The organism is Specibacter cremeus (assembly GCF_003946885.1).
GTDB classification, from domain to species: Bacteria; Actinomycetota; Actinomycetes; order Actinomycetales; family Micrococcaceae; genus Specibacter; species Specibacter cremeus.
In genome coordinates this window covers 39,929-65,172 of sequence record NZ_RWKQ01000024.1, presented here as the reverse complement: position 1 = coordinate 65,172, position 25,244 = coordinate 39,929, and the positions used below count along the sequence as shown (strand labels likewise).

Annotated in this window: 26 protein-coding genes; 18 read left to right on the top strand and 8 right to left on the bottom strand. The window is 68.6% G+C overall.

Features of this window, described 5'->3' with window-relative positions:
* From EJC77_RS11065 to EJC77_RS11010, 12 genes are all read left to right on the top strand, one after another.
* Positions 1-865 (top strand): NYN domain-containing protein (locus EJC77_RS11065; protein ID WP_164520385.1); only part of this gene is annotated, 865 nt, incomplete at its 5' end.
* Between the two features lie 440 nt (positions 866-1,305).
* Positions 1,306-1,635 carry a PadR family transcriptional regulator gene (locus tag EJC77_RS11060; RefSeq protein WP_125612567.1) on the top strand — a complete coding sequence of 110 codons (330 nt, stop codon included), beginning with the start codon at positions 1,306-1,308 and terminating at the stop codon, positions 1,633-1,635.
* 2 nt (positions 1,636-1,637) lie between these two features.
* Positions 1,638-2,003 carry a DUF1048 domain-containing protein gene (locus EJC77_RS11055; RefSeq protein ID WP_125612565.1) on the top strand — a complete coding sequence of 122 codons (366 nt, stop codon included), beginning with the start codon at positions 1,638-1,640 and terminating at the stop codon, positions 2,001-2,003.
* 22 nt (positions 2,004-2,025) lie between these two features.
* The gene (locus EJC77_RS11050) at positions 2,026-2,838 is read left to right on the top strand and encodes an ABC transporter ATP-binding protein (protein WP_125612563.1); all 813 of its coding nucleotides are present in this window, start codon (positions 2,026-2,028) and stop codon (positions 2,836-2,838) included.
* A gap of 10 nt (positions 2,839-2,848) precedes the next feature.
* Positions 2,849-3,610: an ABC transporter permease gene (locus EJC77_RS11045; RefSeq protein WP_125612561.1), complete on the top strand. Its 762-nt coding sequence runs from the start codon at positions 2,849-2,851 to the stop codon at positions 3,608-3,610.
* Between the two features lie 371 nt (positions 3,611-3,981).
* Positions 3,982-4,863: an AAA family ATPase gene (locus EJC77_RS11040; RefSeq protein ID WP_205787149.1), complete on the top strand. Its 882-nt coding sequence runs from the start codon at positions 3,982-3,984 to the stop codon at positions 4,861-4,863.
* A 3-nt stretch (positions 4,864-4,866) separates the two neighbouring features.
* A complete protein-coding gene (locus EJC77_RS11035) occupies positions 4,867-5,967 on the top strand; it encodes a vWA domain-containing protein (RefSeq protein ID WP_125612559.1) in 1,101 nt (366 codons plus the stop codon).
* Positions 5,960-7,126, top strand: a complete 1,167-nt coding sequence (locus tag EJC77_RS11030; protein WP_125612557.1) for an XdhC family protein — start codon at positions 5,960-5,962, stop codon at positions 7,124-7,126. The genes EJC77_RS11035 and EJC77_RS11030 overlap by 8 nt, the downstream gene beginning before the upstream one ends.
* Before the next feature lie 91 nt (positions 7,127-7,217).
* A complete protein-coding gene (locus EJC77_RS11025; protein ID WP_125612555.1) occupies positions 7,218-7,730 on the top strand; it encodes a (2Fe-2S)-binding protein in 513 nt (170 codons plus the stop codon).
* Positions 7,727-10,096: a xanthine dehydrogenase family protein molybdopterin-binding subunit gene (locus tag EJC77_RS11020; RefSeq protein ID WP_125612553.1), complete on the top strand. Its 2,370-nt coding sequence runs from the start codon at positions 7,727-7,729 to the stop codon at positions 10,094-10,096. Before EJC77_RS11025 ends, EJC77_RS11020 begins: the two co-directional genes overlap by 4 nt.
* Positions 10,093-10,947 carry an FAD binding domain-containing protein gene (locus EJC77_RS11015; protein ID WP_125612551.1) on the top strand — a complete coding sequence of 285 codons (855 nt, stop codon included), beginning with the start codon at positions 10,093-10,095 and terminating at the stop codon, positions 10,945-10,947. Before EJC77_RS11020 ends, EJC77_RS11015 begins: the two co-directional genes overlap by 4 nt.
* 22 nt (positions 10,948-10,969) lie before the next feature.
* The gene (locus tag EJC77_RS11010; RefSeq protein WP_125612550.1) at positions 10,970-11,692 is read left to right on the top strand and encodes an SRPBCC family protein; all 723 of its coding nucleotides are present in this window, start codon (positions 10,970-10,972) and stop codon (positions 11,690-11,692) included.
* Between the two features lie 132 nt (positions 11,693-11,824).
* On the opposite strand, the gene EJC77_RS11005 is transcribed toward EJC77_RS11010, so the two are convergent.
* Positions 11,825-12,130, bottom strand: coding sequence for a carboxymuconolactone decarboxylase family protein (locus EJC77_RS11005; protein ID WP_125612548.1), 306 nt, complete (start codon positions 12,128-12,130; stop codon positions 11,825-11,827).
* A gap of 527 nt (positions 12,131-12,657) precedes the next feature.
* On the opposite strand from EJC77_RS11005, the gene ssb reads away from it, so the two are divergent.
* A complete protein-coding gene (ssb, locus tag EJC77_RS11000) occupies positions 12,658-13,278 on the top strand; it encodes a single-stranded DNA-binding protein (protein ID WP_164520384.1) in 621 nt (206 codons plus the stop codon).
* Positions 13,279-13,311: 33 nt separating this feature from the next.
* Here the strand turns inward: ssb and EJC77_RS10995 are convergent, their stop codons facing one another.
* Complete coding sequence (locus EJC77_RS10995; protein ID WP_125612544.1) at positions 13,312-13,779, bottom strand: hypothetical protein; 468 nt, start codon at positions 13,777-13,779, stop codon at positions 13,312-13,314.
* Between the two features lie 127 nt (positions 13,780-13,906).
* On the opposite strand from EJC77_RS10995, the gene EJC77_RS10990 reads away from it, so the two are divergent.
* Together EJC77_RS10990 and ettA are read left to right on the top strand one after the other, a co-directional pair.
* Positions 13,907-14,413, top strand: coding sequence for a DUF6993 domain-containing protein (locus EJC77_RS10990; RefSeq protein ID WP_125612542.1), 507 nt, complete (start codon positions 13,907-13,909; stop codon positions 14,411-14,413).
* A 73-nt stretch (positions 14,414-14,486) separates the two neighbouring features.
* The gene (gene ettA, locus EJC77_RS10985; protein WP_125612540.1) at positions 14,487-16,169 is read left to right on the top strand and encodes an energy-dependent translational throttle protein EttA; all 1,683 of its coding nucleotides are present in this window, start codon (positions 14,487-14,489) and stop codon (positions 16,167-16,169) included.
* 192 nt (positions 16,170-16,361) lie between these two features.
* Here the strand turns inward: ettA and EJC77_RS10980 are convergent, their stop codons facing one another.
* Positions 16,362-17,270, bottom strand: coding sequence for an acyl-CoA thioesterase (locus tag EJC77_RS10980; protein ID WP_125612538.1), 909 nt, complete (start codon positions 17,268-17,270; stop codon positions 16,362-16,364).
* A 114-nt stretch (positions 17,271-17,384) separates the two neighbouring features.
* Here EJC77_RS10980 and EJC77_RS10975 point away from each other — a divergent pair, with 114 nt between their 5' ends.
* Both EJC77_RS10975 and EJC77_RS10970 read left to right on the top strand, forming a co-directional pair.
* Positions 17,385-17,903 carry an acyl-CoA thioesterase gene (locus EJC77_RS10975; RefSeq protein ID WP_125612536.1) on the top strand — a complete coding sequence of 173 codons (519 nt, stop codon included), beginning with the start codon at positions 17,385-17,387 and terminating at the stop codon, positions 17,901-17,903.
* The gene (locus EJC77_RS10970) at positions 17,903-18,583 is read left to right on the top strand and encodes a DUF8185 domain-containing protein (RefSeq protein ID WP_125612534.1); all 681 of its coding nucleotides are present in this window, start codon (positions 17,903-17,905) and stop codon (positions 18,581-18,583) included. The genes EJC77_RS10975 and EJC77_RS10970 overlap by 1 nt, the downstream gene beginning before the upstream one ends.
* A gap of 162 nt (positions 18,584-18,745) precedes the next feature.
* On the opposite strand, the gene EJC77_RS10965 is transcribed toward EJC77_RS10970, so the two are convergent.
* From EJC77_RS10965 to pepN, 5 genes are all read right to left on the bottom strand, one after another.
* Positions 18,746-19,138: a globin gene (locus EJC77_RS10965; RefSeq protein WP_240630130.1), complete on the bottom strand. Its 393-nt coding sequence runs from the start codon at positions 19,136-19,138 to the stop codon at positions 18,746-18,748.
* 239 nt (positions 19,139-19,377) lie between these two features.
* Positions 19,378-19,980, bottom strand: a complete 603-nt coding sequence (locus EJC77_RS10960) for a mechanosensitive ion channel family protein (RefSeq protein WP_125612529.1) — start codon at positions 19,978-19,980, stop codon at positions 19,378-19,380.
* 29 nt (positions 19,981-20,009) lie between these two features.
* A complete protein-coding gene (locus EJC77_RS10955; protein WP_125612527.1) occupies positions 20,010-20,480 on the bottom strand; it encodes an OsmC family protein in 471 nt (156 codons plus the stop codon).
* A 23-nt stretch (positions 20,481-20,503) separates the two neighbouring features.
* Positions 20,504-21,322, bottom strand: a complete 819-nt coding sequence (locus tag EJC77_RS10950) for an SGNH/GDSL hydrolase family protein (RefSeq protein ID WP_125612525.1) — start codon at positions 21,320-21,322, stop codon at positions 20,504-20,506.
* A gap of 113 nt (positions 21,323-21,435) precedes the next feature.
* Positions 21,436-23,997, bottom strand: a complete 2,562-nt coding sequence (pepN, locus tag EJC77_RS10945; RefSeq protein ID WP_240630127.1) for an aminopeptidase N — start codon at positions 23,995-23,997, stop codon at positions 21,436-21,438.
* A 252-nt stretch (positions 23,998-24,249) separates the two neighbouring features.
* Here pepN and EJC77_RS10940 point away from each other — a divergent pair, with 252 nt between their 5' ends.
* Positions 24,250-25,230, top strand: coding sequence for a hypothetical protein (locus tag EJC77_RS10940; protein ID WP_125612521.1), 981 nt, complete (start codon positions 24,250-24,252; stop codon positions 25,228-25,230).
* The last annotated feature ends 14 nt before the right edge of the window (positions 25,231-25,244 follow it).

Below are 25,244 nucleotides of genomic sequence, written 5' to 3'. Positions count from 1 at the left end.
CAAGGAGAAAACGACGTCACAGGCGCGCACCCCACCATTTTCACGCCGACACCGGCGCCGCACCAGCGACACCATGACTGACCGGCACAAGCGAATCGGCCTCATCCCCGGCGTGAAGGTCAGGCTCGGGCGGATCGCGTTCAGTGGCGAGCAGAAGGGCGTCGACCTCAAGCTCGGCCTGGACATGGTCGGGATTGCCCGCAACCGGGCCGCTTCCGTGGCCTTCCTGGTTTCGGGTGATGACGACTTGGCCGAAGCGGTCGAAGACGCGCAGGACCTGGGCGTGAAGGTGGTCCTGATCGGCCTGGAAAAACCCGACCACCGGCTCGGCGTCGCCTCCGTGGCCGAACACCTTGCCCTGCAGGTGGATAGCATCATCACACTGCCCCCTGACCTCATCGAATCATGTATCACCAAGCAGGTTGCTGCGGAACCAATCCCGGCCCCTGCTGCGCCCGCCCCTGCAGTGCCTCTCCCCGAAGCCCCCGTCACCGTCGCGCGGCCCCACCCGGTGCCGACGCCGGGCAAGCCCAAGCCTCCGATCCTGACCCCGGGCAGCCGGTTCCAGCGCTCCGAGTCGCAGGTCGTCTTCACCTCCAGCGCGACCGGAAGCTCCGGTGCGGAAGGAAACCCCATGGACGTCGCCTACGAGGTCGGTGCGAGCCTGGCAACGAACTGGTACGGCAGCGTGACCCAGAACGACGTCAACGAGTTGCTGGCCGACCGGCCGATTCTGCCCCCGGAGATCGACCGTGTCCTCCTGAAAGACTGTGCGCAAAGAATCGGGGAATGGAAGACCGACATACAAGCGGTGCGGCGCACCCTTCGCCTAGCCTTCTGGGAGAAGCTGGACGAGCTCATCTGAAGGATCAGAGCGCGCCCCGGCAGCGGTATCTCGGCCATCCTGCCCGTTCGTCAGATTGAAAGCCAAGAGCCTGCTCAACGCCTGTCAATAAATGACGGAAGTGACCCCATTCTGACGCTTCTTCTCCGGGAGGCTGACGGTCGGCAAGGGTGTACCCCCAGCCAGACGGGATTCGGGAGCGAATCAGGGCAGCGTGCGATCACGGCGACGGAGGCCGAGGCGGCGCGGGCGAAGCCGTTGGCGATGGCGTGGGGACTCTCGAGCGCAGGCCGAGGCAGGTCTCCAGGTACACCGTCGTTGATGGTCAGCGGTTCCCGCCGTTCGCGCCTTCAGGTGGCAAGAGCCGACACTTCCCGCCGACACGTGGAGCTTGCGCCGTCACTATTCAGTGTTACTATGTACTAGTAGTCAGTGTCACCGAGTAGTTCAAGGAGGGTTCCGTGGGCAAGCAGATGACGGAGATGCTCAAGGGCACGCTGGAGGGTATCGTCCTCGCGATTCTGTCCGCGCAGCCCGCGTACGGCTACGAGATCACGGCACGGTTGCGGGAGCAGGGCTTCGCGGACATTGCCGAAGGCACCGTCTACGCCCTGCTCGTCAGGATTGAACGCAATGGTCTCGTCGAAGTGGAGAAAGTTCCCTCCGAGAAGGGGCCACCGCGCAAGGTGTATTCACTCAACACCCTGGGGCAGGCATATCTCGAAGAGTTTTGGACGACATGGGGCTTCCTGGCCGAGCGGCTGGGACAGCTGAAGGAAGAAGGGAAATAGTCATGGCGGCACATTGGATCGAGCAGGTCACCGGCTCGCTCGAGCAGAAGAAGCAGTACAAGCAGTACAAGGCGCGCGTCAAGGCGCTTCCGGCGAACTACCGCACGGCCGTCGAGGCCCTGGAGCGGTACCTGATGTACTTCGGGTTGATATCAAAAGGGGACACCTTGGTGACGATGTTGGAGGATCTCCTCGATCTCTTCGAGCAGAGCGCCGCGAACGGGACCCCGGTCCGCGACATCGTCGGGGAGGATCCCGTGGAGTTCGTGGAGACGTTTCTCCAGAACTACTCGGAGGGGCAGTGGATCAACAAGGAGCGGAAGCGGCTGACCGACGCCATCGACTCCGTCGCGGACAGCGAACCGTAACGGAAAAGGAAAGGCATTCAAGATGGAAACTACCAGCGGCCAGGCACCCGTGATCCGCGTGCAGGGTCTGGAGAAGTCATACAAGAAGCTTGAGGTGCTGCGCGGCGTGGACTTCGACGTGGCACGGGGCAGCGTCTTCGCCCTGCTCGGCTCGAACGGGGCGGGCAAGACCACTGTCGTGAGGATCCTGGCCACGCTGCTGAAGGCAGACGGCGGCACGGCCACTGTCAACGGCTTCGACGTGGTCACCCAGGCCGCGGACGTGCGGGAGTCCTTCAGCCTCACCGGACAGTTCGCGGCGGTGGACGAAATCCTCACCGGACGGGAGAACCTCGTGCTGGTGGCCAAGCTGCGGCACGTCAAGGACCCGGGCGCCATCGCGGATGGCCTGCTCGACCGGTTCTCGCTGGCCGACGCCGGCGGCCGGAAGGTGTCCGAGTACTCGGGTGGCATGCGCCGTCGCCTCGACATTGCGATGAGCCTCATCGGGAATCCGCCGGTGATCTTCCTCGACGAGCCGACCACGGGGCTGGACCCCCAGGCGCGCCTCGAGGTCTGGCAGGCCGTCAGGGAACTCGCCGCGCACGGCACCACGGTGCTGCTCACGACGCAGTACCTGGACGAGGCCGAACAACTCGCCGACCGGATCGGGATCCTCCACGGGGGCCGGATCATCGTGAACGGCACCCTTGCCGAGCTCAAGGCGCTGCTTCCGCCCGCCAAGGTTGAATACGTCGAGAAGCAGCCGACCCTCGAGGACGTCTTCCTCGCCCTCGTCGGTGACACCAGCAAGGACGGCGGCGCCGGAGACACCAGCGTCGGCGCGAAAGAGTAAGGAACGTTCGATGAACAAGCATTTCTTCGGTGACACCGCCGTCCTGCTGGGACGGTCCCTGCGCCACATCACGCGCAGCCTGGACACGATCATCACGACCACCATCATGCCGATCGCCTTCATGCTGCTGTTTGTCTACGTGTTCGGCGGCGCCATCACGACCGGCACCGGCAACTACGTCAACTACCTGCTGCCCGGCATTCTGTTGATCACGATTGCCTCGGGCATCTCCTACACGGCGTTCCGGCTTTTCCTGGACATGAAGGGCGGCATCTTCGAGCGGTTCCAGTCCATGCCGATTGCACGGTCGTCCGTGCTGTGGGCGCACGTGCTGACCTCGCTGGTGGCCAACCTGATCTCGATCGTCGTCGTCGTGCTCGTCGCCCTCCTCATGGGCTTCCGCACGGGGGCGGGAGTGCTGGCGTGGCTCGCGGTGGCCGGCATCCTGATGCTGTTCACCCTGGCGCTGACGTGGATTGCCGTCATCCCCGGGCTCTCCGCGACGTCGGCGGACGGCGCGAGCGCGTTCTCCTACCCGATCATCTTCCTGCCGTTCATCAGCTCGGCGTTCGTTCCCACCGCCACCATGCCCGGCCCGGTGCGCGCCTTCGCCGAGAACCAGCCGGTCACCTCCATCGTCAACGCGATCCGCGACCTGTTCACACAGCAGCCGGTGGGCAGCACCATCTGGATCGCCCTCGCCTGGTGTGTCGGCATCCTCATCGTCGCGTACATCTTCGCCATGGCCGCCTACCGCCGCAAGATCTCCTAATAGAGCGTCGAGCGGGGGTGCCGGCGCCGGCCGTGGCCTGCGGATCGGTCATCCTCACTGCCCCGCCGAGGACCCCCGGTCGCGCCGGTCGCGTCCATGACCTTGCGCCAGATCGTCGTGCGATGCACCCCATACTGGCGGGCCAACTCGACCGTGGAGACGCCCGATCAACGGGTCATCGGCTTCGGCGCCGTGGTCCGTGTCCCCTGGAATCCCGTGCTCCCGCGCATGAACCAGCCTCTGCACGGGGCGTTGCCGGTTCGAGCAGCGCTCGACCAGGTGCACAAGTACATGACCCCAGCGCACCGGCAGCGTCGGCGGGTCTGGCCTGCCGCCGTCGTCCGTTTGAACCGTGGTCCTATGCTGGTGCCATGACGCAGACGTCCATCGTGTCCGCCGCAGCGCTCGCCGACATGCTGGCCGCCACCGGCTACCTGGCCGACGACGGCCTGGCGACCATCGGCTACCTCGCCTTGGGCATGGAACGCCCGCTGCTGCTGGAGGGCGAGCCGGGCACCGGGAAGACGTCCCTGGCCGAGGCGCTGGCGCAGGCCTTCGGGCTGCCCCTGATCCGGCTGCAATGCTACGAGGGAATCGATGCCGCGCAGGCCTTGTACGACTGGGATTTCACCGCCCAGATCCTGCATCTGCGCAGCGTCGAGGCCGGCGGTGGGGGCGTAAGTGTGGCCGAGCTGGAGCGCTCCCTCTATGACGAGCGGTTCCTGCTGGCCCGGCCCATCCTGAAGGCGCTGCAGCAGAGCCCGGCCGTCCTGCTGATCGATGAGGTCGACCGCGCCGACGACGAGTTCGAGGCGTTCCTCTTGGAGGTCCTCTCCACCTACCAGGTTTCCATCCCCGAGTTCGGCACGGTCAAGGCAGACGTGGCGCCGATCGTGGTGCTCACCTCCAACCGGACCCGCGACCTGCACGATGCGCTCAAACGGCGCTGCCTCTACCACTGGATCGACCACCCGGGGCTGGCCCGCGAGGTGGAGATCGTGCGCACCCGGCTTCCCGAGGTGCCCGCACGGCTGGCCGAGCAGGTGGTGCGTGTGGTCCAGCAGATCCGGGCCTCCGACGACGTACTCAAGCCTCCGGGCGTGGCCGAAACCCTGGACTGGGCCCGGGCGCTGCACCAATTGGGCCGGGCCGAGCTCGACCTGGCCTCGGCGGCCGCCAGCATTGGCGCGCTGTGCAAATACCGCGAAGACACCCAGCGGGTCTCCGCGGCCCTGTCCCGGATGCTCGGCTGAGCCATGCCAGCGGCAGAACACAGCGCGGAGGAGATCCTCCTCGCCTTTGCCGCGGCGGTGCGCGCGGCCGGCGTGAAGGTGACCGCGGACCGGGCGCGCACCTTCGTCGCCGCCGTCGGCCGGCTCGCCCTGGACCGCCGCACGGACGTGTTCTGGGCCGGCCGGGCCACTCTCTGCGCCGCGCGGGAGGACTTGCCCACCTACCAGCGGACCTTCGAGGCCTGGTTCGCGGTGGAGCATTCGGCCGCCACGCGCCTGGAAGCGGCCGCAACCTCCGTCAGCGCGGCCGCCTTGGACGACGGCGGCGGCCGGGAGGACGGCCCCAACCAGCTGCGGGCGCTCGCCAGCCGCCGGGAACGGCTGCGGCACCGGGACGTGGCCACCCTCGAGGCGGAAGAGCGGGCGCTGCTGCACCGGATGTTCGAGGAACTGCCGGTGCGATTGCCCACCCGGGCGACCCGGCGCAAACGCCTGGACCGGCACGGCGACGTGGACCGGGTGCGGACCTTGCGCGACCAGCTGCGCCGCGGTGGGGAACCGGGGCCGCTGCGCCGTGCCCGGGCGCCGCGCAAACCGCGCCGGCTGGTCTGGCTGATCGACGTTTCGGGCTCGATGGCGCCCTACGCGGACAGCCTGCTCCGGCTGGCCCACCGCGTGCTGGAAGCCGCGCCGCGCCAGGTGGAGGTGTTCACGCTGGGCACGCGGCTGACCCGGGTGACCGGCGCCTTGCGGGTGCCGGACCCCGACAACGCCCTGGCCTTGGCCGGGCGCGCCGTCCCCGACTGGTCCGGCGGAACCCGGCTCGGGGAGGTGCTGCGCGCCTTCAACGACCGCTGGGGACAGCGCGTCGTGGCACGCGGCGCCGTCGTCGTCATTGCCAGCGACGGCTGGGAGCGTGCAGACCCGGCCCTGCTGGGACGCCAGGCCGAACGGCTGCACCATCTGGCCCGGCGCGTCGTCTGGGCCAACCCGCACCGGGGCAAGCCGGGCTATGAGCCCATACAGCGGGGAATCAGGGCGGTGCTGCCGCACGTTGACCACTTCATAGGGGGGCACTCAATGCAGAGTTTCGAGGAGTTGTTGGACGTGGTTGCCAATGCGTGAGGTGCTGGACGACCTGGTGGCCGCCATCGTGGCCGGCCACACCGTCGGGCTGGGTACCGTGGTGCGCACCTTCCGGTCCGCGCCCCGGCCGGCCGGTGCGGCCATGATGGTCGACGCCGACGGCCGCGCGGTAGGCTCGGTGTCCGGCGGGTGCGTCGAGGGTGCACTCTACGAGCTGGCCACCGAGGTCGTCCGGGACGGGCGGCCGGTGCTGAAGCGGTACGGCATCAGCGACGACGCCGCGTTCGAGGTCGGCCTGACCTGCGGCGGGATCCTGGACATCTTCGTCGAGCCGGTCTCCACCAAGACCTTCCCGCAATTGCCGCAGGTGGCCGACGACGTCGGCGCCGGGCGGCCGGTGGCCGTGGTCACCGTGATCGAACACCCCGACCCGGCCTGGCTGGGCCGCCACCTGGTGGTCCGCCCGGACGGATTCGCCGGCTCCCTGGGCAGCGACCGTGCCGACCATGCGGTCAGCGACGACGTCCAGGGCCTGCTGGCCGCCGGCCGCAACGCCACCCTCATGTACGGGCCCGACGGGCAACGGCGCGGCGAGGGGATGCGCGTGTTCGCGATCAGTTTCGCCCCGCAGCCGCGGATGCTGGTGTTCGGCGCGATCGACTTTGCCGCCGCCGTCGCCAAGCAGGGCAGCTTCCTGGGCTACCGGGTCACCGTCTGCGACGCCCGTGCCGTCTTTGCCACCGCGGCGCGGTTCCCCCAGGCCGACGAGGTGGTGGTGGAATGGCCGCACCGCTACCTGCAGGCGCAGATCGGCGCCGGCCAGGTTGACCATCGCACGGTGATCTGCGTGCTCACCCACGACCCGAAGTTCGACGTGCCACTGCTGGAGGTGGCGCTGCGCCACGACGTCGCCTATGTGGGGGCGATGGGGTCCCGGCGCACGCACCATGACCGGATGGACCGGCTGCGGGAGGCGGGGCTGACCGAGGCCGAACTGGCCAGGCTCGCCAGCCCCATCGGCCTGGACCTGGGCTCCCGGACGCCCGAGGAAACGGCGGTCTCGATCGCCGCCGAAATCATCGCACTGCACTGGGGTGGACACGGTGGACGGTTGAGCGGCATGGACGCCCGGATCCACCACGAGCCCATGGCCGACGCGGACCACGTGGATGCGGGAAACGAACTTGGGATTCCCTGACCCGCAATCCTCCGGCTTGATGTAGCGTGTGACACATCAAGACTGGAAGCCGGGCAGTCGTGCTCGTCCTCCAAGGCGAGAGGAGATCTCAATGGCGAGTTCCACAACGATCACCGTCGAAGTCGATGATGTGAGCTACACCGACGACGTCGAACCGCGGCTGCTGCTGGTCCAATACCTGCGCGAACGGCTCGGCAAGACCGGCACATTGATTGGCTGCGACACCACCAACTGCGGCGCCTGCACCGTGCATCTGGACGGGGTCAGCGTCAAATCCTGCACCATGTTCGCGGTCCAGGCCGACGGCCACCGCGTCACCACCATCGAGGGCCTGGCCGAGGACGGCAAGCTCGCCCCGCTGCAACAGGCCTTCCACGAATGCCACGCACTGCAATGCGGATACTGCACGCCGGGCATGATCATGCAGTCCGCATCCCTGCTGGCGGAAAACCCGCACCCGTCCGAACAGGAAATCCGGGACGGTCTGGAAGGCAACCTGTGCCGGTGCACCGGGTACCAGAACATCGTTGCCGCGGTCCGGTCCGTGGCCGACGGAACAGTATCTTCGAATGCCGGCGAGGCTGAAACGGCGGGTGTGGCATGACCACCGCAGAAATAGGCCGGGCCCGGCTCCGCAAGGAAGATGCCCACCTCATCACGGGCCGCTCCCGGTACACGGACAACATCACGCTGCCCGGCATGCTGCACCTGGCCATGGTGCGCAGCCCCTTCGCCCACGCGAAGATCACAGCGGTGGACGTCTCGGCCGCGAAGGCGTCCCCCGGCGTCGTTGCCGTGCTCACCGGCGCCGACGTGGCCGACGAGCAAGGCAACGTGCCCAACGTCTGGCCCGTCACCGCCGACCAGAAGGCTCCCGCCTTCCCGTCGATCGCCGTCGACGAGGTGGCCTTCGCCGGCGAGGTGGTGGCCTGCATCGTCGCCCGCAGCGCCGCGGCGGCGCGCGACGCCGTCGAACTCGTGGACGTCAGCTACGACGAACTGCCGGTGGTCATGGACCTGGAGGAAGCGTTCACGGACACGGTGCTGGCCCATTCCAGCCTGGACTCCAACCTCTCTGCGACGTGGGTGTTTGACTCTGGCGAGGCCGGCACGGGCAAGCCGATCCGTGAGGCGCTGGACAACGCCGAGGTGCTCATCGAGCGCACCTTCTACCAGCAGCGCCTCATCCCGGCGTTCATGGAGCCGCGCTCAATCGTCGTCGACCCCACGAGCGAGCAAATCACCATGTGGACGTCCACCCAGGTCCCGCACATCGTACGGCTGATGCTGGCGTTGACGCTGGGTATCCCGGAAAGCAAGGTGCGCGTGATCGCCCCCGATGTGGGCGGCGGTTTTGGCGGCAAGCTGACGGTGACCCCGGAGGAGTTCATCACGCTCATGGCGGCCCGCCGGGTCGGCAAGCCGTGCAAGTACACCGAGACCCGCAGCGAATCCCTGCAGGCGGGCCACCACGGCCGGGCCCAGGTGCAGCGGCTGAAGCTCTCGGCCACGAAGGAGGGGATCGTCACCGGGCTGGACGTCAACCTGCTGGCGGACATGGGCGCCTACCTGGGCCTGATCGGCTCGGGCATCCCGATCCTGGGCGCGTTCATGTACAACGCCATCTACAAGTTCCCGGCATACCGCCTGGAATGCAACAACATCTTCACCAACAAGGCGTGGACCGGCGCCTACCGCGGCGCAGGCCGGCCCGAGGCCACCTTCGCGATCGAGCGGATGATGGACGAACTCGCCGTCGAACTCGGCATGGACCCGCTGGAGCTGCGGGAGAAGAACTGGATCAAGCACGACGAATTCCCGTTCACCACGGTGGCCGGGCTCGAGTACGACAGCGGCAACTACGAGGCGGCGACGGCGAAGGCGCTGGAACTCTTCGACTACGATGCGCTCCGGGCCGAGCAGGCCCGGCGCCGCGAAACGAACGACACCGTCCAGCTGGGCATCGGCATCTCCACCTTCACCGAAATGTGTGGCTTGGCGCCGTCCCGTGTGCTCGGTGCGCTCAGCTACGGCGCCGGCGGCTGGGAACACGCCCAGGTGCGGGTGCTTCCCTCCGGCAACGTCGAGGTGGTCACCGGGGTTTCCCCCCACGGCCAGGGCCACGAGACGGCCTGGAGCCAGCTTGTGGCGGACAAGCTGGGCGTGCCGTTCGAAAACGTCGAGGTGCTGCACGGGGACACCCAGGTTTCCCAACGGGGCATGGACACCTACGGCTCACGATCCCTTGTCGTCGGGGGCATGGCGGTGCTCGCCGCTGCGGACAAGGTGATCGAGAAGGCCAAGGTGGTGGCCGCCCATCTCATGGAGGCCAGCGAGGAGGACCTCGAATTCACGGACGGCAAGTTCAGCGTCAAGGGCACCGACCAGTCGACCTCGCTCGGCGAGATCGCCCTGGCGACCTTTGCGGCGCACAACCTGCCGGACGGGTTCGAACCCAACCTGGATTCGGACGCCACCTTCGACCCGCAGAATTTCTCCTACCCGCACGGCACCCATCTGGCCGCCATCGAGGTGGACACCGAGACCGGACGGGTCTCGATCCGCAAGTATGTCTGCGTGGACGACGTCGGAGTCGTGGTCAATCCGCTGATCGTGGAGGGCCAGGTGCACGGCGGCTTGGCCCAGGGAATCGCGCAGGCGCTTTACGAGGAAGCCGTCTACGACGAGGCCGGCACCCTCGTCACGGGCTCATTTGTGGACTACCTGGTGCCCAGTGCACCGGATCTGCCGCACTACACGACGGGGCGCACGCAGACGCCGTCGACCACCAACCAGCTCGGTGTCAAGGGGGTCGGGGAGGCGGGAACCATCGCCTCGACGCCCGCCATTGTCAACGGCGTGCTGGACGCGGTGCGGCACCTGGGCGTGAAGGACATCAAGATGCCCTGTTCGCCGTCCCGTGTGTGGGCCGCCCTTGAAGAAGCCAAAACGACCGGAGGTGTGCAATGATCCCGAGCGCATTCGACTACGCCGCGCCCGCCACCGTGGCGGAGGCGCTGGACCTGCTGGCCGCCGCCGGCGACGACGTGAAGTTGCTGGCCGGGGGCCAAAGCCTCATCCCTGTGATGAAGCTGCGCCTGGCCGACCCGGCGATGGTGATCGACCTGGGCCGGATCGGCGAGCTGTCCGGGGTGCGCGACGACGGCGATGCCCTGCTGATCGGCGCCATGACGCCGCACCACCAGGTGGCCACCGACTCGCTGATTGCCACCCACCTGCCGTTGCTGGCCAAGGCCGCGGCGACGGTGGCTGATCCGCAGGTCCGCCACCGCGGCACATTCGGCGGCGCCCTGGTGCACGCCGACCCCGCGGGCGACCTGCCCGCGCCGGTGCTGGCCGCGGACGCGACGTTCATCCTGGCCGGCCCGGCCGGGGAACGCCGGGTGGGCGCAGCGGACTTCTTCCAGGGCTACTTCACCACCGCCGTCGCCGATGGCGAGATCCTGACCCATATACGGGTGCCGAAGTACACCGGCTGGGGCGCCCACTACGAGAAGTTCACCCGGGTGGCCCAGCAATGGTCCATCGTCGCGGTGGCCGCGATGGTCCGGGTGGAGGGCGGGACCATCGCCGAGGCCCGGATCGGGTTGACCAATATGGCCAGCACGCCCGTGCGCGCCACGGCCGTCGAACAGGCGCTGGCGGGGGCTCCGATGACCCGGGACGCGATCGCCGCCGCCAGCGTGCATGCGGCCGAGGGAACCGATCCGGCCAGCGACCTCAACGGCGACGCGGCCTACCGGCGCCATCTGGCCGAGGTTTTGACCAGGCGGGCGGTCATCGCGGCCGCGGGGCTCTAGCGGAACGCGGCGGGAGGAAGACGTGGAACTCAAACATCACTTCGTGGTCCCCAGTTCGCTGGAGGACACCTGGCATTCCTTCAACCAGTTGGAAGACATCGCCCCCTGTTTCCCGGGCGCGACCCTGACGTCCGTCAGTGGCGACCAGTTCACCGGAACGGTCAAGGTCAAGCTCGGGCCGATCGCCATGATCTACACCGGCACCGGAGAATTCCTTGAACGCAACGAGGACTCGCACACCGTGGTCATTGCGGCGACGGGGAAGGACAAGCGCGGCAATGGCACGGCGGGCGCCACAGTGACCGCCGTGCTGGCACCCGACGGCGAGGGTACCTCCGTCGACGTGACCACCGACATGAACGTCACCGGCAAGCCGGCGCAATTCGGCCGCGGCGTCATCCAGGACATCTCCGACAAATTGCTGGCCCAATTTGTCCAGTGCGTGATCGGCAAGGCCGCCGGCGGGGAGGCCCAGCAGGACACCGGCATGTCCCACGAAGCGCCGCGCGACGCCGAAGTGCCGGGCTCGGCCGAAGCGCCGGGCGACGCCGGGCCCGCAACCACGGGCCCGGCCGCTGCGGCGTCTTCCGCGCCGGCGGCCAAACCCGCAGCCCAGGCGGTCCCGGCGGCCGCATTGGACCTCGGCTCGACCATGTGGCCCGTGCTGGTGCGCCGTTTCGGGCCCGCGATCCTCGGCGCCGCCGTGCTGGCCCTTGTCGTCTGGCTGGCTCGCCGGCGTCGGTAGCCGCGCTGGGCAGGACAACGTGCATCTCGCGTCAACCGATGACCTGCGGCACCGGCGATTCACGTGGTCGCGGGTTCGATTCCCGCCCGGCGGATATGCCGTCCTGTCGCCCCATGCATTGCCAGTCGGTGATCAGCCGGCAACGGTTTCCTGGGCTCCGAGAGGTTCGAACAAGGCCTGGCGAAGGACCCCGCTGAGACCGGGCGGAACGTCGACGTCAACGTCCAGTGCCTGCAGTACCCGGCTGAGGTAGTTGCGTGCCGCGGCGGCCAGGGCGATATCGACGATCTCCCTGTCTCCGAAGCCGACGTCGCGCAGGCGCAGGCCATCGGCGTCGGTCATGGCGGCGGCATTGGTGCTGAGCTTCTGGGCGAATTCCATCATCGCCACGTCGGCCTCGGAAAGACCGGCATCGTGGTAGTCCCATGCAATCCACACCAATTCCTCTTCGCCAAGGAATTTCAGTGACTTGTTGCCGTGGGCCAGCCGGCAGTGCCTGATCCAAGTCCCAGGGCCGCGGCGAGAGTCACCAGCTCGAAGCGGCGCATGCCCATTGATCCAGCAATGGCGCCCTGCCTTTGCGTAATACAGGGATCGTACGGCCGCAACCGGGCGAGCGGCATGGGGCGGAGGTCCTGTTTTTCGCCCCAGATTTCCGCTGCCTACTCGGGGCAAGGCGCCCCGTCTTGGAGCAGACTGGCCCCGTGGATCGTCTCACCGTTTGTGACGCCAGAGTCTCGCACCACGGTGCAGTCGCCCTGGTTCCAAGCCAGCGCCATGCCGGCAAGGGCAGGCGCGAAGCACCGGGCCACCCACAGCCGATGGCAGGCCGTCCACTCCTCCACATCGGGTGCCGCCACAGGCGCCGTCCACAGGCGGCGCAAGGCCACTGGCCGAACCAGCCCGCGTGCCGTTTCCTTGAGTCAATCGACTCCCGCCGCAAGGCGCCCAAGGAAGGCAGACAGATGACCGACACGATCACCATTCGCGGATTCGCCAGCACCAACGTGGAACTGCGCAACACCCAAAACGGCATCCCCATGGGCACGTTCCGCATGGGCTCGACGGAACGCCGGCTGGACCGCACCACCAACCAATGGGTGGACGGGGCCACGAACTGGTTCAGCGTCTCGATGTTCCGGATCCTCGCCCAGAACGCCGCGTCGAGCATCCACAGGGGTGACCGGATCGTCTTGGTCGGCCGGCTGCGCGTGAACAACTGGGCCAAGGAGGATGGCCGCACCGGCACCAGCGTCGACATCGAGGCCGAGTCGGTCGGACCCGACCTGCTCTTCGGCACGGCGCACTACCTGCGCAACACGGCGCAGCGCCAGGATGGTGCCAACGCCACCAACGCGAACGACGGCGGCACGAACGGACACGTCGGCGTCACCACGGGCGCCCCGGCTCCCGGGCATGTCCCCGTTGGCGGCCCGGTGGGGATGGGTGCGTCCGCCGGGGCCGGAGTGGACGCCAATGATGAGGTCGACGATGACGCGGACGACGCAACGGACGGCGCAACGAACGACGAGGAAAAGGTCGACAGGGAAACGGGCGAACTGATGACGGAGGGGGCCCCATTCTAGGGGTGCGACAACCGGGGAGGCGCCGGCGGCCGCTCAGCGCCCGCCGGCCTCGTCGACGAACGGTACCTTGGCCACGTATTGCCGGTACAGTCCCACGGCGTCGTCGATGCGCATGTGCCCGAAAGCCAGCGCCGTCTCCAACCCGTCCAGCTCGGCATTGCAGGCCTCCGCGGCGGTCACCTGGGCCGCGATGCCGCGCGAGTTGGCGAAACTCGTGGCCAGGGCGGCAACCACCGAGAGGACCACGGCGGCCAGGCACAGGACCCGCCAGACGATCGAGTCGCTGCCCAGCGAGAACACGTTCTGAACGCCTTCAGTGAAGCGGGTGCCGCCGACCCCCGGCCCAACCGTAAACGCAGCCGCGAGCGTGCTGCCGACTATGCTCAGGCCGGCCAGCCGGTTCCGCCGCGGCCTGGTGCGGGCCAGGAACGCCTTCAGGTCGGCACGGCGGGAGGCGATGAGGTCGGAGAGCTGTTGACGGGTTGTCGGTTCCTGGCTCATGATCTGCTCCCACCGCTGTCCGTGAGCTGCTGTTGCCCAATTTTCCCAGTTGCGCGGGCATCTGTACACGCCGCAGGCCGGTTCGTGCGGGCCGAAGTGGAGGGGGCTGCCATGGCAGAATGAAGTCGTGATCCCGCTTCGACGTGCCGCACCCGGCCCCGCACGGGCCGCGGTGGCTGCCGCCGTGCTGACCGCTTCGCTGGCGTTCACCGGCTGCTCCGCGCTGGCGCCGCCAGCCATCCGCGCCGAAAACCCGACTGAAAACCCGGCCGAAAATCCGGTCGGAGGCCCGCTGGCGTCGGCCGCAGCCTCCGCCAACCAGGCGGCAAAGCCGACGACGCCGGCGCAGGCCTACGCCGCAAAGTTGACGACCGCGTTGACCGCCCTCGGCAAGCAGGTCGCCGCACCCAGCCGGGACCAACTGCGGAGCGCCTTCGCCGGCGCGGGCGCCGACGCGAACACGGTCGAGGTGTCCATCGACAAGACTCCGACGGGACTGGCCGTCGACGCGGTCGAGGGGGCCGCCGTCGTCGACCGCGTCTGCGTCATCGGGCAGGTGCGCGCCGGGGCCGTGCACGTGACGACGCTGCCGGTGCTCGACTCCGGGCGCTGCTTCGTCGGAGACCAGCGCTGAATGGGGCCCTCGGGCGCGGGGCCCCACCCCTGACAAATATGAGATATGGGCCGCAACCCACTAGCCTTGGAGCATGGCGGAATTTATCTACACGATGTCCAAGGCCCGCAAGGCCGTTGGCGACAAACTCATCCTTGACGACGTAAGCATGTCGTTCTACCCGGGCGCGAAGATCGGCGTCGTGGGTCCCAACGGCGCCGGTAAGTCCACCATCTTGAAGATCATGGCCGGGCTCGACACCCCCTCCAACGGCGAGGCGCGCCTGAGCCCCGGCTACACGGTCGGCATCCTGCTGCAGGAGCCGCCGCTGAACGAGGAGAAGACGGTCCTGGGCAACGTCCAGGAGGGCGTCGCCGAGATCCACGGCAAGATCGAACGCTTCAATGCGATCTCCGAGGAGATGGCCAACCCGGACGCGGACTACGACGCGCTGCTCGAGGAAATGGGCAAGCTGCAGGAGGCCATCGACGCCGCCGACGCCTGGGACCTGGACTCCCAGCTCGAGCAGGCCATGGACGCGTTGCGCTGCCCCCCGGGTGATGCGGACGTCACAGTGCTCTCGGGCGGTGAGCGCCGCCGCGTGGCCCTGTGCAAGCTGCTGCTGCAGAAGCCGGACCTGTTGCTGCTCGACGAGCCCACCAACCATCTCGACGCCGAAAGCGTCCTGTGGCTCGAACAGCACCTGACCAACTACCCGGGCGCCGTATTGGCTGTCACCCACGACCGGTACTTCCTGGACCACGTGGCCCAGTGGATCGCCGAAGTGGACCGCGGGCACCTGTACCCGTATGAGGGCAACTACTCCACCTACCTGGAGAAGAAGCGCGCCCGCTTGGAGGTCCAGGGCAAGAAGGACGCCAAGATGGCCAAGCGCCTGACCGAGGAACTGGAGTGGGTGCGCTCCAACGCCAAGGGCCGCCAGACCAAGTCCAAGGCCCGTCTGGCCCGTTACGAGGAGATGGCCGCCGAGGCGGACCGCACCCGCAAGCTCGATTTCGAAGAGATCCAGATCCCGCCGGGACCGCGGCTCGGCGGCGTGGTCTTGGAGGCCTCGAACCTGCAGAAGAGCTTCGAGGACCGCACCCTCATCGACGGGCTGTCGTTCACGTTGCCGCGCAACGGCATCGTCGGGGTCATCGGCCCGAACGGCGTCGGCAAGACCACGTTGTTCAAGACGATCGTGGGCATCGAACCGCTCGACGGTGGAGAGCTGAAGATCGGCGAATCGGTCAAGATCTCCTACGCCGACCAGAGCCGCGGCGGCATCGACCCGGAGAAGACGCTGTGGGAGGTCGTCTCCGACGGGCTCGACTACATCCAGGTCGGCCACGTCGAGATGCCCTCACGCGCCTACGTCGCCGCGTTCGGCTTCAAGGGGCCGGACCAGCAGAAGAAGGCCGGGGTGCTCTCCGGCGGTGAGCGGAACCGGCTGAACCTGGCCCTCACGCTCAAACAGGGCGGCAACCTGCTGCTCCTTGACGAGCCCACCAACGACCTGGACGTCGAAACGCTCGGCAGCTTGGAGAACGCACTGCTCGAGTTCCCCGGCTGCGCCGTCGTCGTCTCCCACGACCGTTGGTTCCTGGACCGCGTCGCCACCCACATCCTCGCCTACGAGGGCACCGAGGAGAATCCGGCGAACTGGTACTGGTTCGAGGGCAACTTCGATTCCTACGAAGCCAACAAGGTCGAACGTCTCGGCGTGGAGGCGGCCCGTCCGCACCGCGTCACGCACCGCCGCCTGACCCGCGGCTGACCCCAGCCGCGCTGGTCGAGCTTCGCTGGTCGAGCTTGTCGAGACCGGGGTTGATTTCGACAGGCTCAATCACCGCGTCCGGTGGTCGAGCTTGTCGAGACCGGGGTTGATTTCGACAGGCTCAATCACCGCGTCCGGTGGTCGAGCTTGTCGAGACCCGGGGGCGATCTCGACAGGCTCGATCACCGTGGGCTAGGAAACCCCGACCGTCCCCGCCGGCAACCGGATCATGCCCTCCTGCGCCGTCGAGGCCACCAGGACGCCGTCCCGGCTGAAGAAGCGGCCCATGTTCAGCCCCCGCGCACCGGACGCGCTGGGGGAGACGGCCACGTACAGCAGCCACTCGTCGACCCGGACCGGGCGGTGCCACCACATGGCGTGGTCCAGACTGGCGATGCTCAACCCCGGCGTGATCCAGTTGACGCCGTGCCGGCGCAGCGACGGCTCCAGCAGCGTGTAGTCACTGACATACGCGAGCGCGGCACAGTGCACGGCCGGGTCGTCCGGCATGGCCGTGAGCGTCTTCACCCACACGGCCTGGTGCGCCACGCGCTCCCCGTCGACGGACAGGTAGATGCTCTCGCCCACGTGCCGGACGTCGAACGGGCGGCCGTACGCCCATTCCCGGGCCACGGGATGGTCGATGCCGCCGAGAATGTCGGCGGCCGTCGGCACGTCGTCGGGCCCGGGCACGCCCTCCGGCATCTGCGCCTGGTGCTCCAGACCCACATCCGGTGTCTGGAAGGAGGCGATCATGGACAGGATCGGTGTCCCGTCCTGGTAGGCGTGCACGCGCCGGGCCGAGAACGACCGCCCGTCACGCAGCCGTTCGACTCCGAACGTGATCGGTGCCCCCGCGTCGCCGGGACGCAGGAAGTACCCGTGCATCGAGTGGATCGGGCGCTCCGGGTCGACCGTGCGGCCCGCGGCGATCACGGACTGGGCCAGCACCTGCCCGCCGAACAGCCGTGCGCGGGACGAGCCCTCCTGGCCCAGCCCCACGAAGATGTCCTCGCCGGTCTTCGCGCCGTCGGCGGCGGAGAGGTCAAGGAGTCCCAACAGGGTCTCCATCGGCGTGGCGTCGGCGGAATTCGATGTCATGGTGTGACTCTATGTGTCCGCCGGTCGCCGCTACAACCGGGGGCCGGCGGCCCACCCGGCCGGCGGCGGCCGCGCCGATTGGTGGCTGTTTCCCGGGTTTGCGAAGATGGGGGCATGGCAACGGCTATCCAGATCCCCCTCCAGGTGCGCTTCGGCGACATCGACGCCTACGGGCACGTGAACAACGTGGTCTTCCTGCAGTACCTGGAGGACGCGCGCGTCCAGCTCACGCACACGCCGCTCGGGGATTCGGCCGGCCCAGGCACCGACGCGACCGGCACATTCCAGCGGCTCCTGGACGCGGACACGTTCACGCTGGTGGCCCGTCATGAGATCGAGTACCTGCATCCCATCGAATTCCGTCCCGCCCCCGTGTTCGCGAACATCTGGGTCACCCGGATCGGCGGCTCCAGCTTTGACTTCGGCTGCACGGTGGCCGAGCGGGACGGCGCCACGGTCTACGCACAGGCCTCCACCGCCATGGTGCTTGTCTCGCGCAGCACGGGCCGCCCGGTCCGGCTCACCGACGCCCAACGGCACGCCCTGGCGACCTGGCTCGGCGACGACGTGCCGTTCCGTCGCCGCCCTGCCGCGGCAGCCGCCGTCGTGCCCGCCCTGGAAGGGGTGTGCTGATGGCGATCACGACCACCGGGGAACTGGTCCTCGCCGATGCGGGGACCGTCGCCGACCTGCGCACCTTCGTCACGCGCGCGCGGACCGCGGACGACGGCGGCATCCGGCTCCAGGGGGCCGGTCCCGTTCTCGCCGCGTACGTGTGCGTGATGCGGGCGAAGCTGCTCGGCGAGGGCACACCCACGATCCTGGGGTTGCGCACCATGGCGTTGGCGGCGCCGGCGGACATAGACGTTACCGTCAGCCTGGCCTCGGTGGCCGACCGGCTGGCACGCATGGGCGAGGACGAGACGGCGCTGCCGGTTCCGCCGATGACGCTCAACGAGTCCTGGGCGGCCGTCAGCGCCCCGCGCGGCGGGTGGGAAGAGGTCGCCACCGTCGGGGCCGATGTGCTCATCAAGGCGGCCCGCGACGGTGTGCGGCAGATCGGCCAGACCATCCCGGTGAATCCGGGGCAGCTGCTGGTCAACAATGTGCGCGCGGCGGTGTGGGGGCGGCCACTGGACGGGCTCGACGGGGATGTGGCCACTACTGCCGTGCCGGCCGGTGCGGCCTTCGCGGCCTACGCGCTCGGCTTCGTGGCGCCGGGCGAGACCGGGGCCGTGTTCCGCTCGAACCGCTGGCTGCGGCTGTCCACGCCGCGCGGCCACGTGCTGGTGCGCCCCACCGCCGTCCTGTAATCCGCCACCCAGACGGTGGTCGAGCTTGTCGAGACCCGATTTCGACAGGCTCAATCACCGGTGGTCGAGCTTGTCGAGACCCCGATTTCGACAGGCTCAATCACCGAAGGACAGGCTCAATCACCGGTGGTCGAGCTTGTCGAGACCCGCGGGTCTCACCCCTCAGTCGCCCGTGTTGACCAGCGAGTGCGCCGCCCGTTCCAGATAGTCCCACAGCGTGGCCTCGTGCAGCGGGGACAGTCCGGCCGCCTCCACCCCGGCACGCATGGCCGCCAGCCAGTGGTCGCGCGCCTCGGGGGTCACGGCGAACGGGATGTGGCGCATGCGCAGCCGCGGGTGGCCGCGTTCCTCCAGATACGTGCGCGGGCCGCCCCAGTACTGTTCGAGGAACATGAGCATACGGCGCTCGGCCGGGGCCAGGTCCTCTTCCGGATACATGGCGCGCAGCAGCGGGTCGGCGGCCACGCCTTGGTAGAAAACGTGCACGATCTTCCGGAACGTCTCGTGGCCGCCGACCTGCCCGTAGAACGAGCCCTCGAAATCGTCGGCCGGCACGGGCCCGGAAGGTTCCTCGGCCGGCGGCGCGTCGACCGGCCGGCCCTGGCGGACGGGGATCGGCAGGATGTGCGCCAGGGGCTCGCCGAACCGGGACGGGATCGGGATGCGCCCGCTGGCGTTGATGGCCGAGGGTGTCGGGTCAAACCCCTCGGCGCGTCCGGGGGTGGGCTGGTCGGTGGCGGTCATTGACTGCTTTCATTCGTGGCGGTGTGCGGCCGGCGGACTTGGGGCCGGGTTCAGGATTCGGCGGGTTCCCCTTCCGGGGGAACGTAATCGCCCTGCGACCTGTTCCCGAGCCGTAGGATCTCCCCGTTGCGCAGGTACCAGATGGTGCCGTCCTCGCCGCGGACCCGGGTGATGCGCAGTCCCACGGACTCGACCTCACCGACGACCTCGCTGGTGACGATGACGTCGCCTATCCCGTACTGGTCCTCCAGGGTGATGAAGATGCCGGCCAGGAAGTCGCGGACCAGCTGCTGGCAGCCGAAGCCGATGGCAATGCCGAGCACGCCGATGCTGGTCAGCAGCGGCGCGATGTTCACGTTGAACGCCAGCAGCACGTAGGACCCGACCACGATGACGATCACCACGGTCAACACGGAGTTCAGCAGCGACCCGATGGTCTCGGCGCGTTGGACGCGGCGTTCGTTGTCGAGCTTGCGCAGCACCGGCATGGCCCACTGCAGCCGCTTGTGCCGCAGGAACCCGTGTTCCACGCCGGCGCGGCTCACCAGGATGCGAATGGCGTAGTGGCCGACCAGCCAGACGACGACACCGATGCCGACGCGGATGCCGGCATCCAGCAGGTGATCAAGGAACGGGTTCGGGACGGACTCCATGCATTAACCGTAGCGTGGCGAGCAGGGTCCTAGCCGCGCAGGCCCGGTTCGTGGTGGACCGGGAAGTTGACGCTGCGGGCGATGAAGCACTTCCGGGCCGCCTCCGCATGCAGCCCCAGCGCGAGCTCGCCCTGGGCGGGGTCGGCCACCGTGATCTGCGGGTGCAGCGTGACGGAGACGAACTGGCCGCTGCCGTCGGCGTTCAGCACCATGGTGCCCGTGGCGGTGTCCTCATAGTCCGTGACGACGACCCCATGGTTCACGGCAACGTGCAGGTAGGAGAGCATGTGACACTGCGACAGCGCGGTCACGAGCAGCAGTTCGGGGTTCCACCGTTCCCGGTCGCCGTGGAACGTCCGGTCGGCGGAGCCGAGCAGCACCGGCAGGCCCTCGGCCGTGACCGAGTGGTCACGGCCGTACTCCTTGTAGCCGGATGTCCCGGTGCCGCGGTTGCCCGTCCAGAAGACGCCGACCTGGTAGTGGTGCTCGTTGCCCGTCATGGGGCCAGTGTAGCCAACGGGGGCTACAGGGCGGCCTCAAGTGTCGCCGCGTAGCCGTGGCGGTAGCCGGTCGCGTTCGGGTGGAACGGGAACGGGCTGGGTTGGAGCGGCGAGATCAGCCACGGACTGGCCGACGGGATGCCGTGGCCGGCAAACGCCCGCGTGACGGAGACGAATGACGCACCGTTGGTCAAGGCGCCGACGCCGATCACGCCGTCCAGCAGGTCGGTGGCGGTGTTGATGGTCCTGGCTGCCGCCACCTGGTCGGCCGGATACCCGGCGGCCACCATGTTCGAGGGCTCAAACAGGTGCGGGTACCCGAGGAACACCACCCTGGCCCGCGGCGCCTTCGCCTTGACGGCCTTCACCAGGGCCGAGATTTTCGTGGGCAGCCGCGTCATCTGGTACAGGGCGTTGGCCACCGCCGCCGTGCACGCGGACGACTTCGGGGCGCTGACACAGGCGGCGGCAACGGTGCCGGTGCCGACGTCGTTGCCGCCCACGGTGAGGGTGACCAGCTTCGTCCCGGCCGGCATGTTCGGGACCTGGCTGGTCCGCACCTGGTCCGTGGTGGCGCCGTAGCAGGCCAGGACCGTCAGGGCCGCACCGGTGTCTGCCGCGACGTCGTTGCCGTAGCCGTGCGGGCTTTGCCGGCAGGGGCCGGACTCGCCGCCGCCGCCGGAGCCCGCGGAGTAGGAGTCGCCCAACACCGTGTAGGTGAGGGTCTGGGTGGCCGATTCGGCCATCGCGGGGGCCCCGGCGAAGCCGGCGACAAGTCCCAGTGACACGAGCGCGGCTGCACCGGTGCGGGCAGCGAAAACCTTGTATTGGTGCCGTTTCATGCCTTGAAGGTACTCCGGAACGCATTGGTACAAAAGGCTTCCGGCGAAACCAGGGTGCAGAAGCGCACCGATTTCCGGGGAATTCGGTGCGCTTCTGCGCCTTACTTGTCGGTCTACTTGTCGGCGGCCTGGGCCTTCAGCGCCCGCACCACGCCGTCACGGCTCTCGACGACGAGCCGGCGCAGCGCGGGGGTCTCCTCGCCGAGCTCGGCCAGGAACGCGTCCGTGGCGGCGAGCGTCTCTTGCGACACGAGCAGCGACGGGAACAGCCCGGTCACGATCGTCGAGCTGATCTCGTGCGACTTCTCCGCCCAGACGCGGCGGATCTCGCCGAAGTACTTGCCCACGTACGGTTCGATCAGCGCCGTGTCCCACACCCGCATGAAACCGGTGATGGCCGCCCGCTGGGCCGCGTTGGGCATCTCGCCGCGGACGACGACGGCCGCCCAGGTCGCCGCCTTGGCCGCCGGTGTGGGGATGGCCGCCCGGGCGGCGGCGGCCGCCAGCTGCCCGGTCTGCGTGTTGTCGGCGGCCAGTTCGGCGTCGATCCCGGCCGCATCGAGCCGGCCGCCGGCCACGAGCGAGGTCAGCAGCTCCCAGCGCAGGTCCTGGTCGATGTCCAGCCCGTCGAGCGCGGCCGAGCGGTCGAACACGGATGCGACCGTGTCCAGCTGGGCCGCCGTCTGCGCGTGCAGCGCGAACGCCTTCAGGAACTGCAACTGGGCGTCGGAGCCGGCCGCCGCGCCGCTGGCCAGCGTCCACAGCGTGTCCGCGGCCTCGACCGACACCGCCTGGCGGTACTCGGGTGCCACATAGAACTGCAGCGCCGTGGCCAGCTGGCGCAGCAGCACCGTGATGACCGTGGAGTCCGTCTCGTAGGCGATGTTCGCCAACACCAGCCCGACGTAGGCGCGGGCCGGCGTCTCGCCGTCGCGGGCGGCATCCCAGGCCGAGGCGGAGACCAGCGTGCGCGGCAGCGAGTCGCGGAAGTCCTTCAGGTGCGCCGTGGCCGTGGCCAGGGACACCTCATCCAGCCGGATCTTCGCGTAGGCGAGGTCGTCGTCATTGACCAGGATCAGCGCCGGACGGGCCAGGCCCACCAGCTCGGGCACGTCGGTGCGGGCGCCGTCCACGTCGAGTTCCACGCGGTGGGTGCGCACCAGCTTGCCGGCGTCCGGCCCGTCGGCGGCGGGGTCGTAGAAGCCCACGGCCGCACGGTGCGGGCGCAGCGTCGGGTGCTCGGCCACCGCCGTCTGGAGGATGGCGAACGAGGTGATGACGCCGTCGTCGTCCACGGACAGCTCGGGGGCGAACGCGTTGACGCCGGCCGTTTCCAGCCATTTCTCCGACCAGTCGGCCAGGTCCCGCCCGCTGGCCTTCTCCAGTTCCACCATGAGGTCGGTGAGCTCCGTGTTGCCCCAGGCGTGCTTGGCGAAGTAGCTGCGCACGCCGGCCATGAACTGCTCCTGGCCCACCCAGGCCACGAGCTGGCGCAGCACGGAGGCGCCCTTGGCGTACGTGATGCCGTCGAAGTTGACGAGCACGTCCTCCAGGTCCGTGATCTCGGCCTTGATCGGGTGCGTGGACGGCAACTGGTCCTGCCGGTACGCCCAGCTCTTCTCGAGTGAGGAGAACGTGGTCCACGAGTCCACGTACTTCGTGTTCTCGGCCGCCGCCAGCGTGGACATGAACTCGGCGAACGACTCGTTAAGCCACAGGTCGTTCCACCAGCGCATCGTGACGAGGTCGCCGAACCACATGTGCGCCAGCTCGTGCAGGATGGTGATGGCGCGCCGCTCCACCATGGCGTCGGGCACCTTGGAGCGGAACACGTACGACTCCAGGAACGTCACGGCGCCGGCGTTCTCCATGGCGCCGGCGTTGAACTCGGGCACGAACAGCTGGTCGTACTTCGCGAACGGGTAGGGGGTGCCGAACTGCGCCTCGAAGAACTCGAAGCCCTGCCGGGTCAGCTCGAACACGTTCTCCGCGTCCATGTACTGCATGAGCGACTTGCGCGCGAACACGCCCAGCGGGATGGTCCGCCCGTCCGAACTGGTCAGCTCGCCGCGTACCGATTCATAGGGTCCGGCCACCAGCGCGGTGACATAGGAGGAGATGCGGGCCGTCGGCTCGAAATGCCAGGTGGACTTCCCCTCCCCGTTGTCACCACCGGCGGGAACCGGGGACGGGGTGGGGGAGTTGGAGATGACGTCCCAGTGCGACGGGGCCGTGACGTGGAACGTGAACGTGGCCTTCTGGTCGGGCTGTTCGAACACGGCGAACATGCGCCGACTGTCCGGGACCTCGAACTGCGAGTACAGGTAGACCTCCCCGTCCACCGGGTCCACGAAGCGGTGCAACCCCTCGCCGGTGTTCATGAACAGCGCGTCGGCCTCGACGGTGAGGACGTTGTGCGCGGCCAGGTTCGGCAGCTGGATGCGCACACCGTCGGACACCTGCGCCGGGTCCAGCACGACGCCGTTGAGCGTCACCGTGTGGACCGCGGCGGTGATCGCGTCAATGAACGACGACGAACCCTCCGTCGCGCTGAACGTCACCGTCGTGGTGGAGGCAAAGGTGGCTTCCGACCGGGTCAGGTCGAGGGTGACGTCGTAGCTTTGGACGTCCAGGACGGCGCTTCGATCGATGGCTTCGGCGCGGGTCAGGTTGATGCCTGGCACTGTGGTACCTTCCTTTTGGTTTCGGGGGTGGGGCGCCGCCCCCAGATGCACTGGCGCCGCCCCTGTTGCTGACATTCTTGCACCATTCGGTTGGCCGGGTGGCCGGGGGAGGCGACCGGTCGAAGCGGCCCGCGGCAGTTGAACTGGGCGATGCGATGCGGGAGGGTGGAAGCAAGCACGGGACACAACATCACAGGGGGCGAGCATGGGGGACCGGGGGCGGCCACGGGACCGCGGGCGCGGATGACCGGGGAACGGCTCTACCGCAGGGTCGACAGGCGGGCGCTGGCGTTCGCCATCGGGTTCCCGGTGGCGCTGGCCATCGCGTTCGTCATTTCCGGCCTGTTCCTGGCCGGCGGGCTGCCGCACGGCGTCGTGCTGCCCGTGGGCGGCAATCCGCTGCCGGTCGGCGTGTACCTGCCGGTCGGCGGGATCGTCGTGGCCGGGGTTGGTGCCGGCATCGGCACCCAGGCGGCGCGCACCGTGCTTCCCCGGCAGCTGCGCCGCATCCTGCTGGGCCTGTCCATGACGGTCCAGCTGGCCCTGTGCTCCTTGTTCGGCGCCGCCATGGTCGGGCAGACCGGGGGCCCGGGGCTGCCACCCCAACGCGTCGACCTGCAGGTGCTTGCCACCGGCTGCGGCGCGGCCGTCGCCCTGGGTGTGGTGCTGGCCATGACCTTCAAGCCGGACGAGCAGTGGACGCCGGCCGACGACGCCGCGTTCGAACGTGCACTGGAATCCGACCACAACCCCCAGGCGGCCGCCGACCGGCTGGAGTACTGGACCCGCCCCCGCGGCACCGTGATCACGATGATCCTGCTGTGCGGCGTGTTCCCGGGCGCCCTGTTGTCCGTCCTGACCCCATGGCTGCTGCTCGCCGCGACGGTCGCGGCCGTCTTCGTGGTCGGGTTCCTGAGCGCCCTGGTGGGCGTCGACCGTGAGGGGGTGTCCGTGAAGCTGGCCGGGGTGGTCCCCGTCATCACCGTGCCCAGCACCGACGTCGTCGCTGCCGTCTCACTGGACGTCGCCGCCCGCGACTATGGCGGCTGGGGCCTGCGCAAGCACGACGGGTCGGCGACGTTCCTCGCGTCCTCGGGCGCCGCCGTCGTCCTGCGACTCGACGGCGGGCGCTCCCTTGCCATCGGCGCCCCGGACCTCGACGTCGCCGACGCGGCCGCGGCGATCCTCAACCGGCGGGCCGGGAAGGCGCCGCAGGAGAAGTAGCGGCTCGGTGCCCG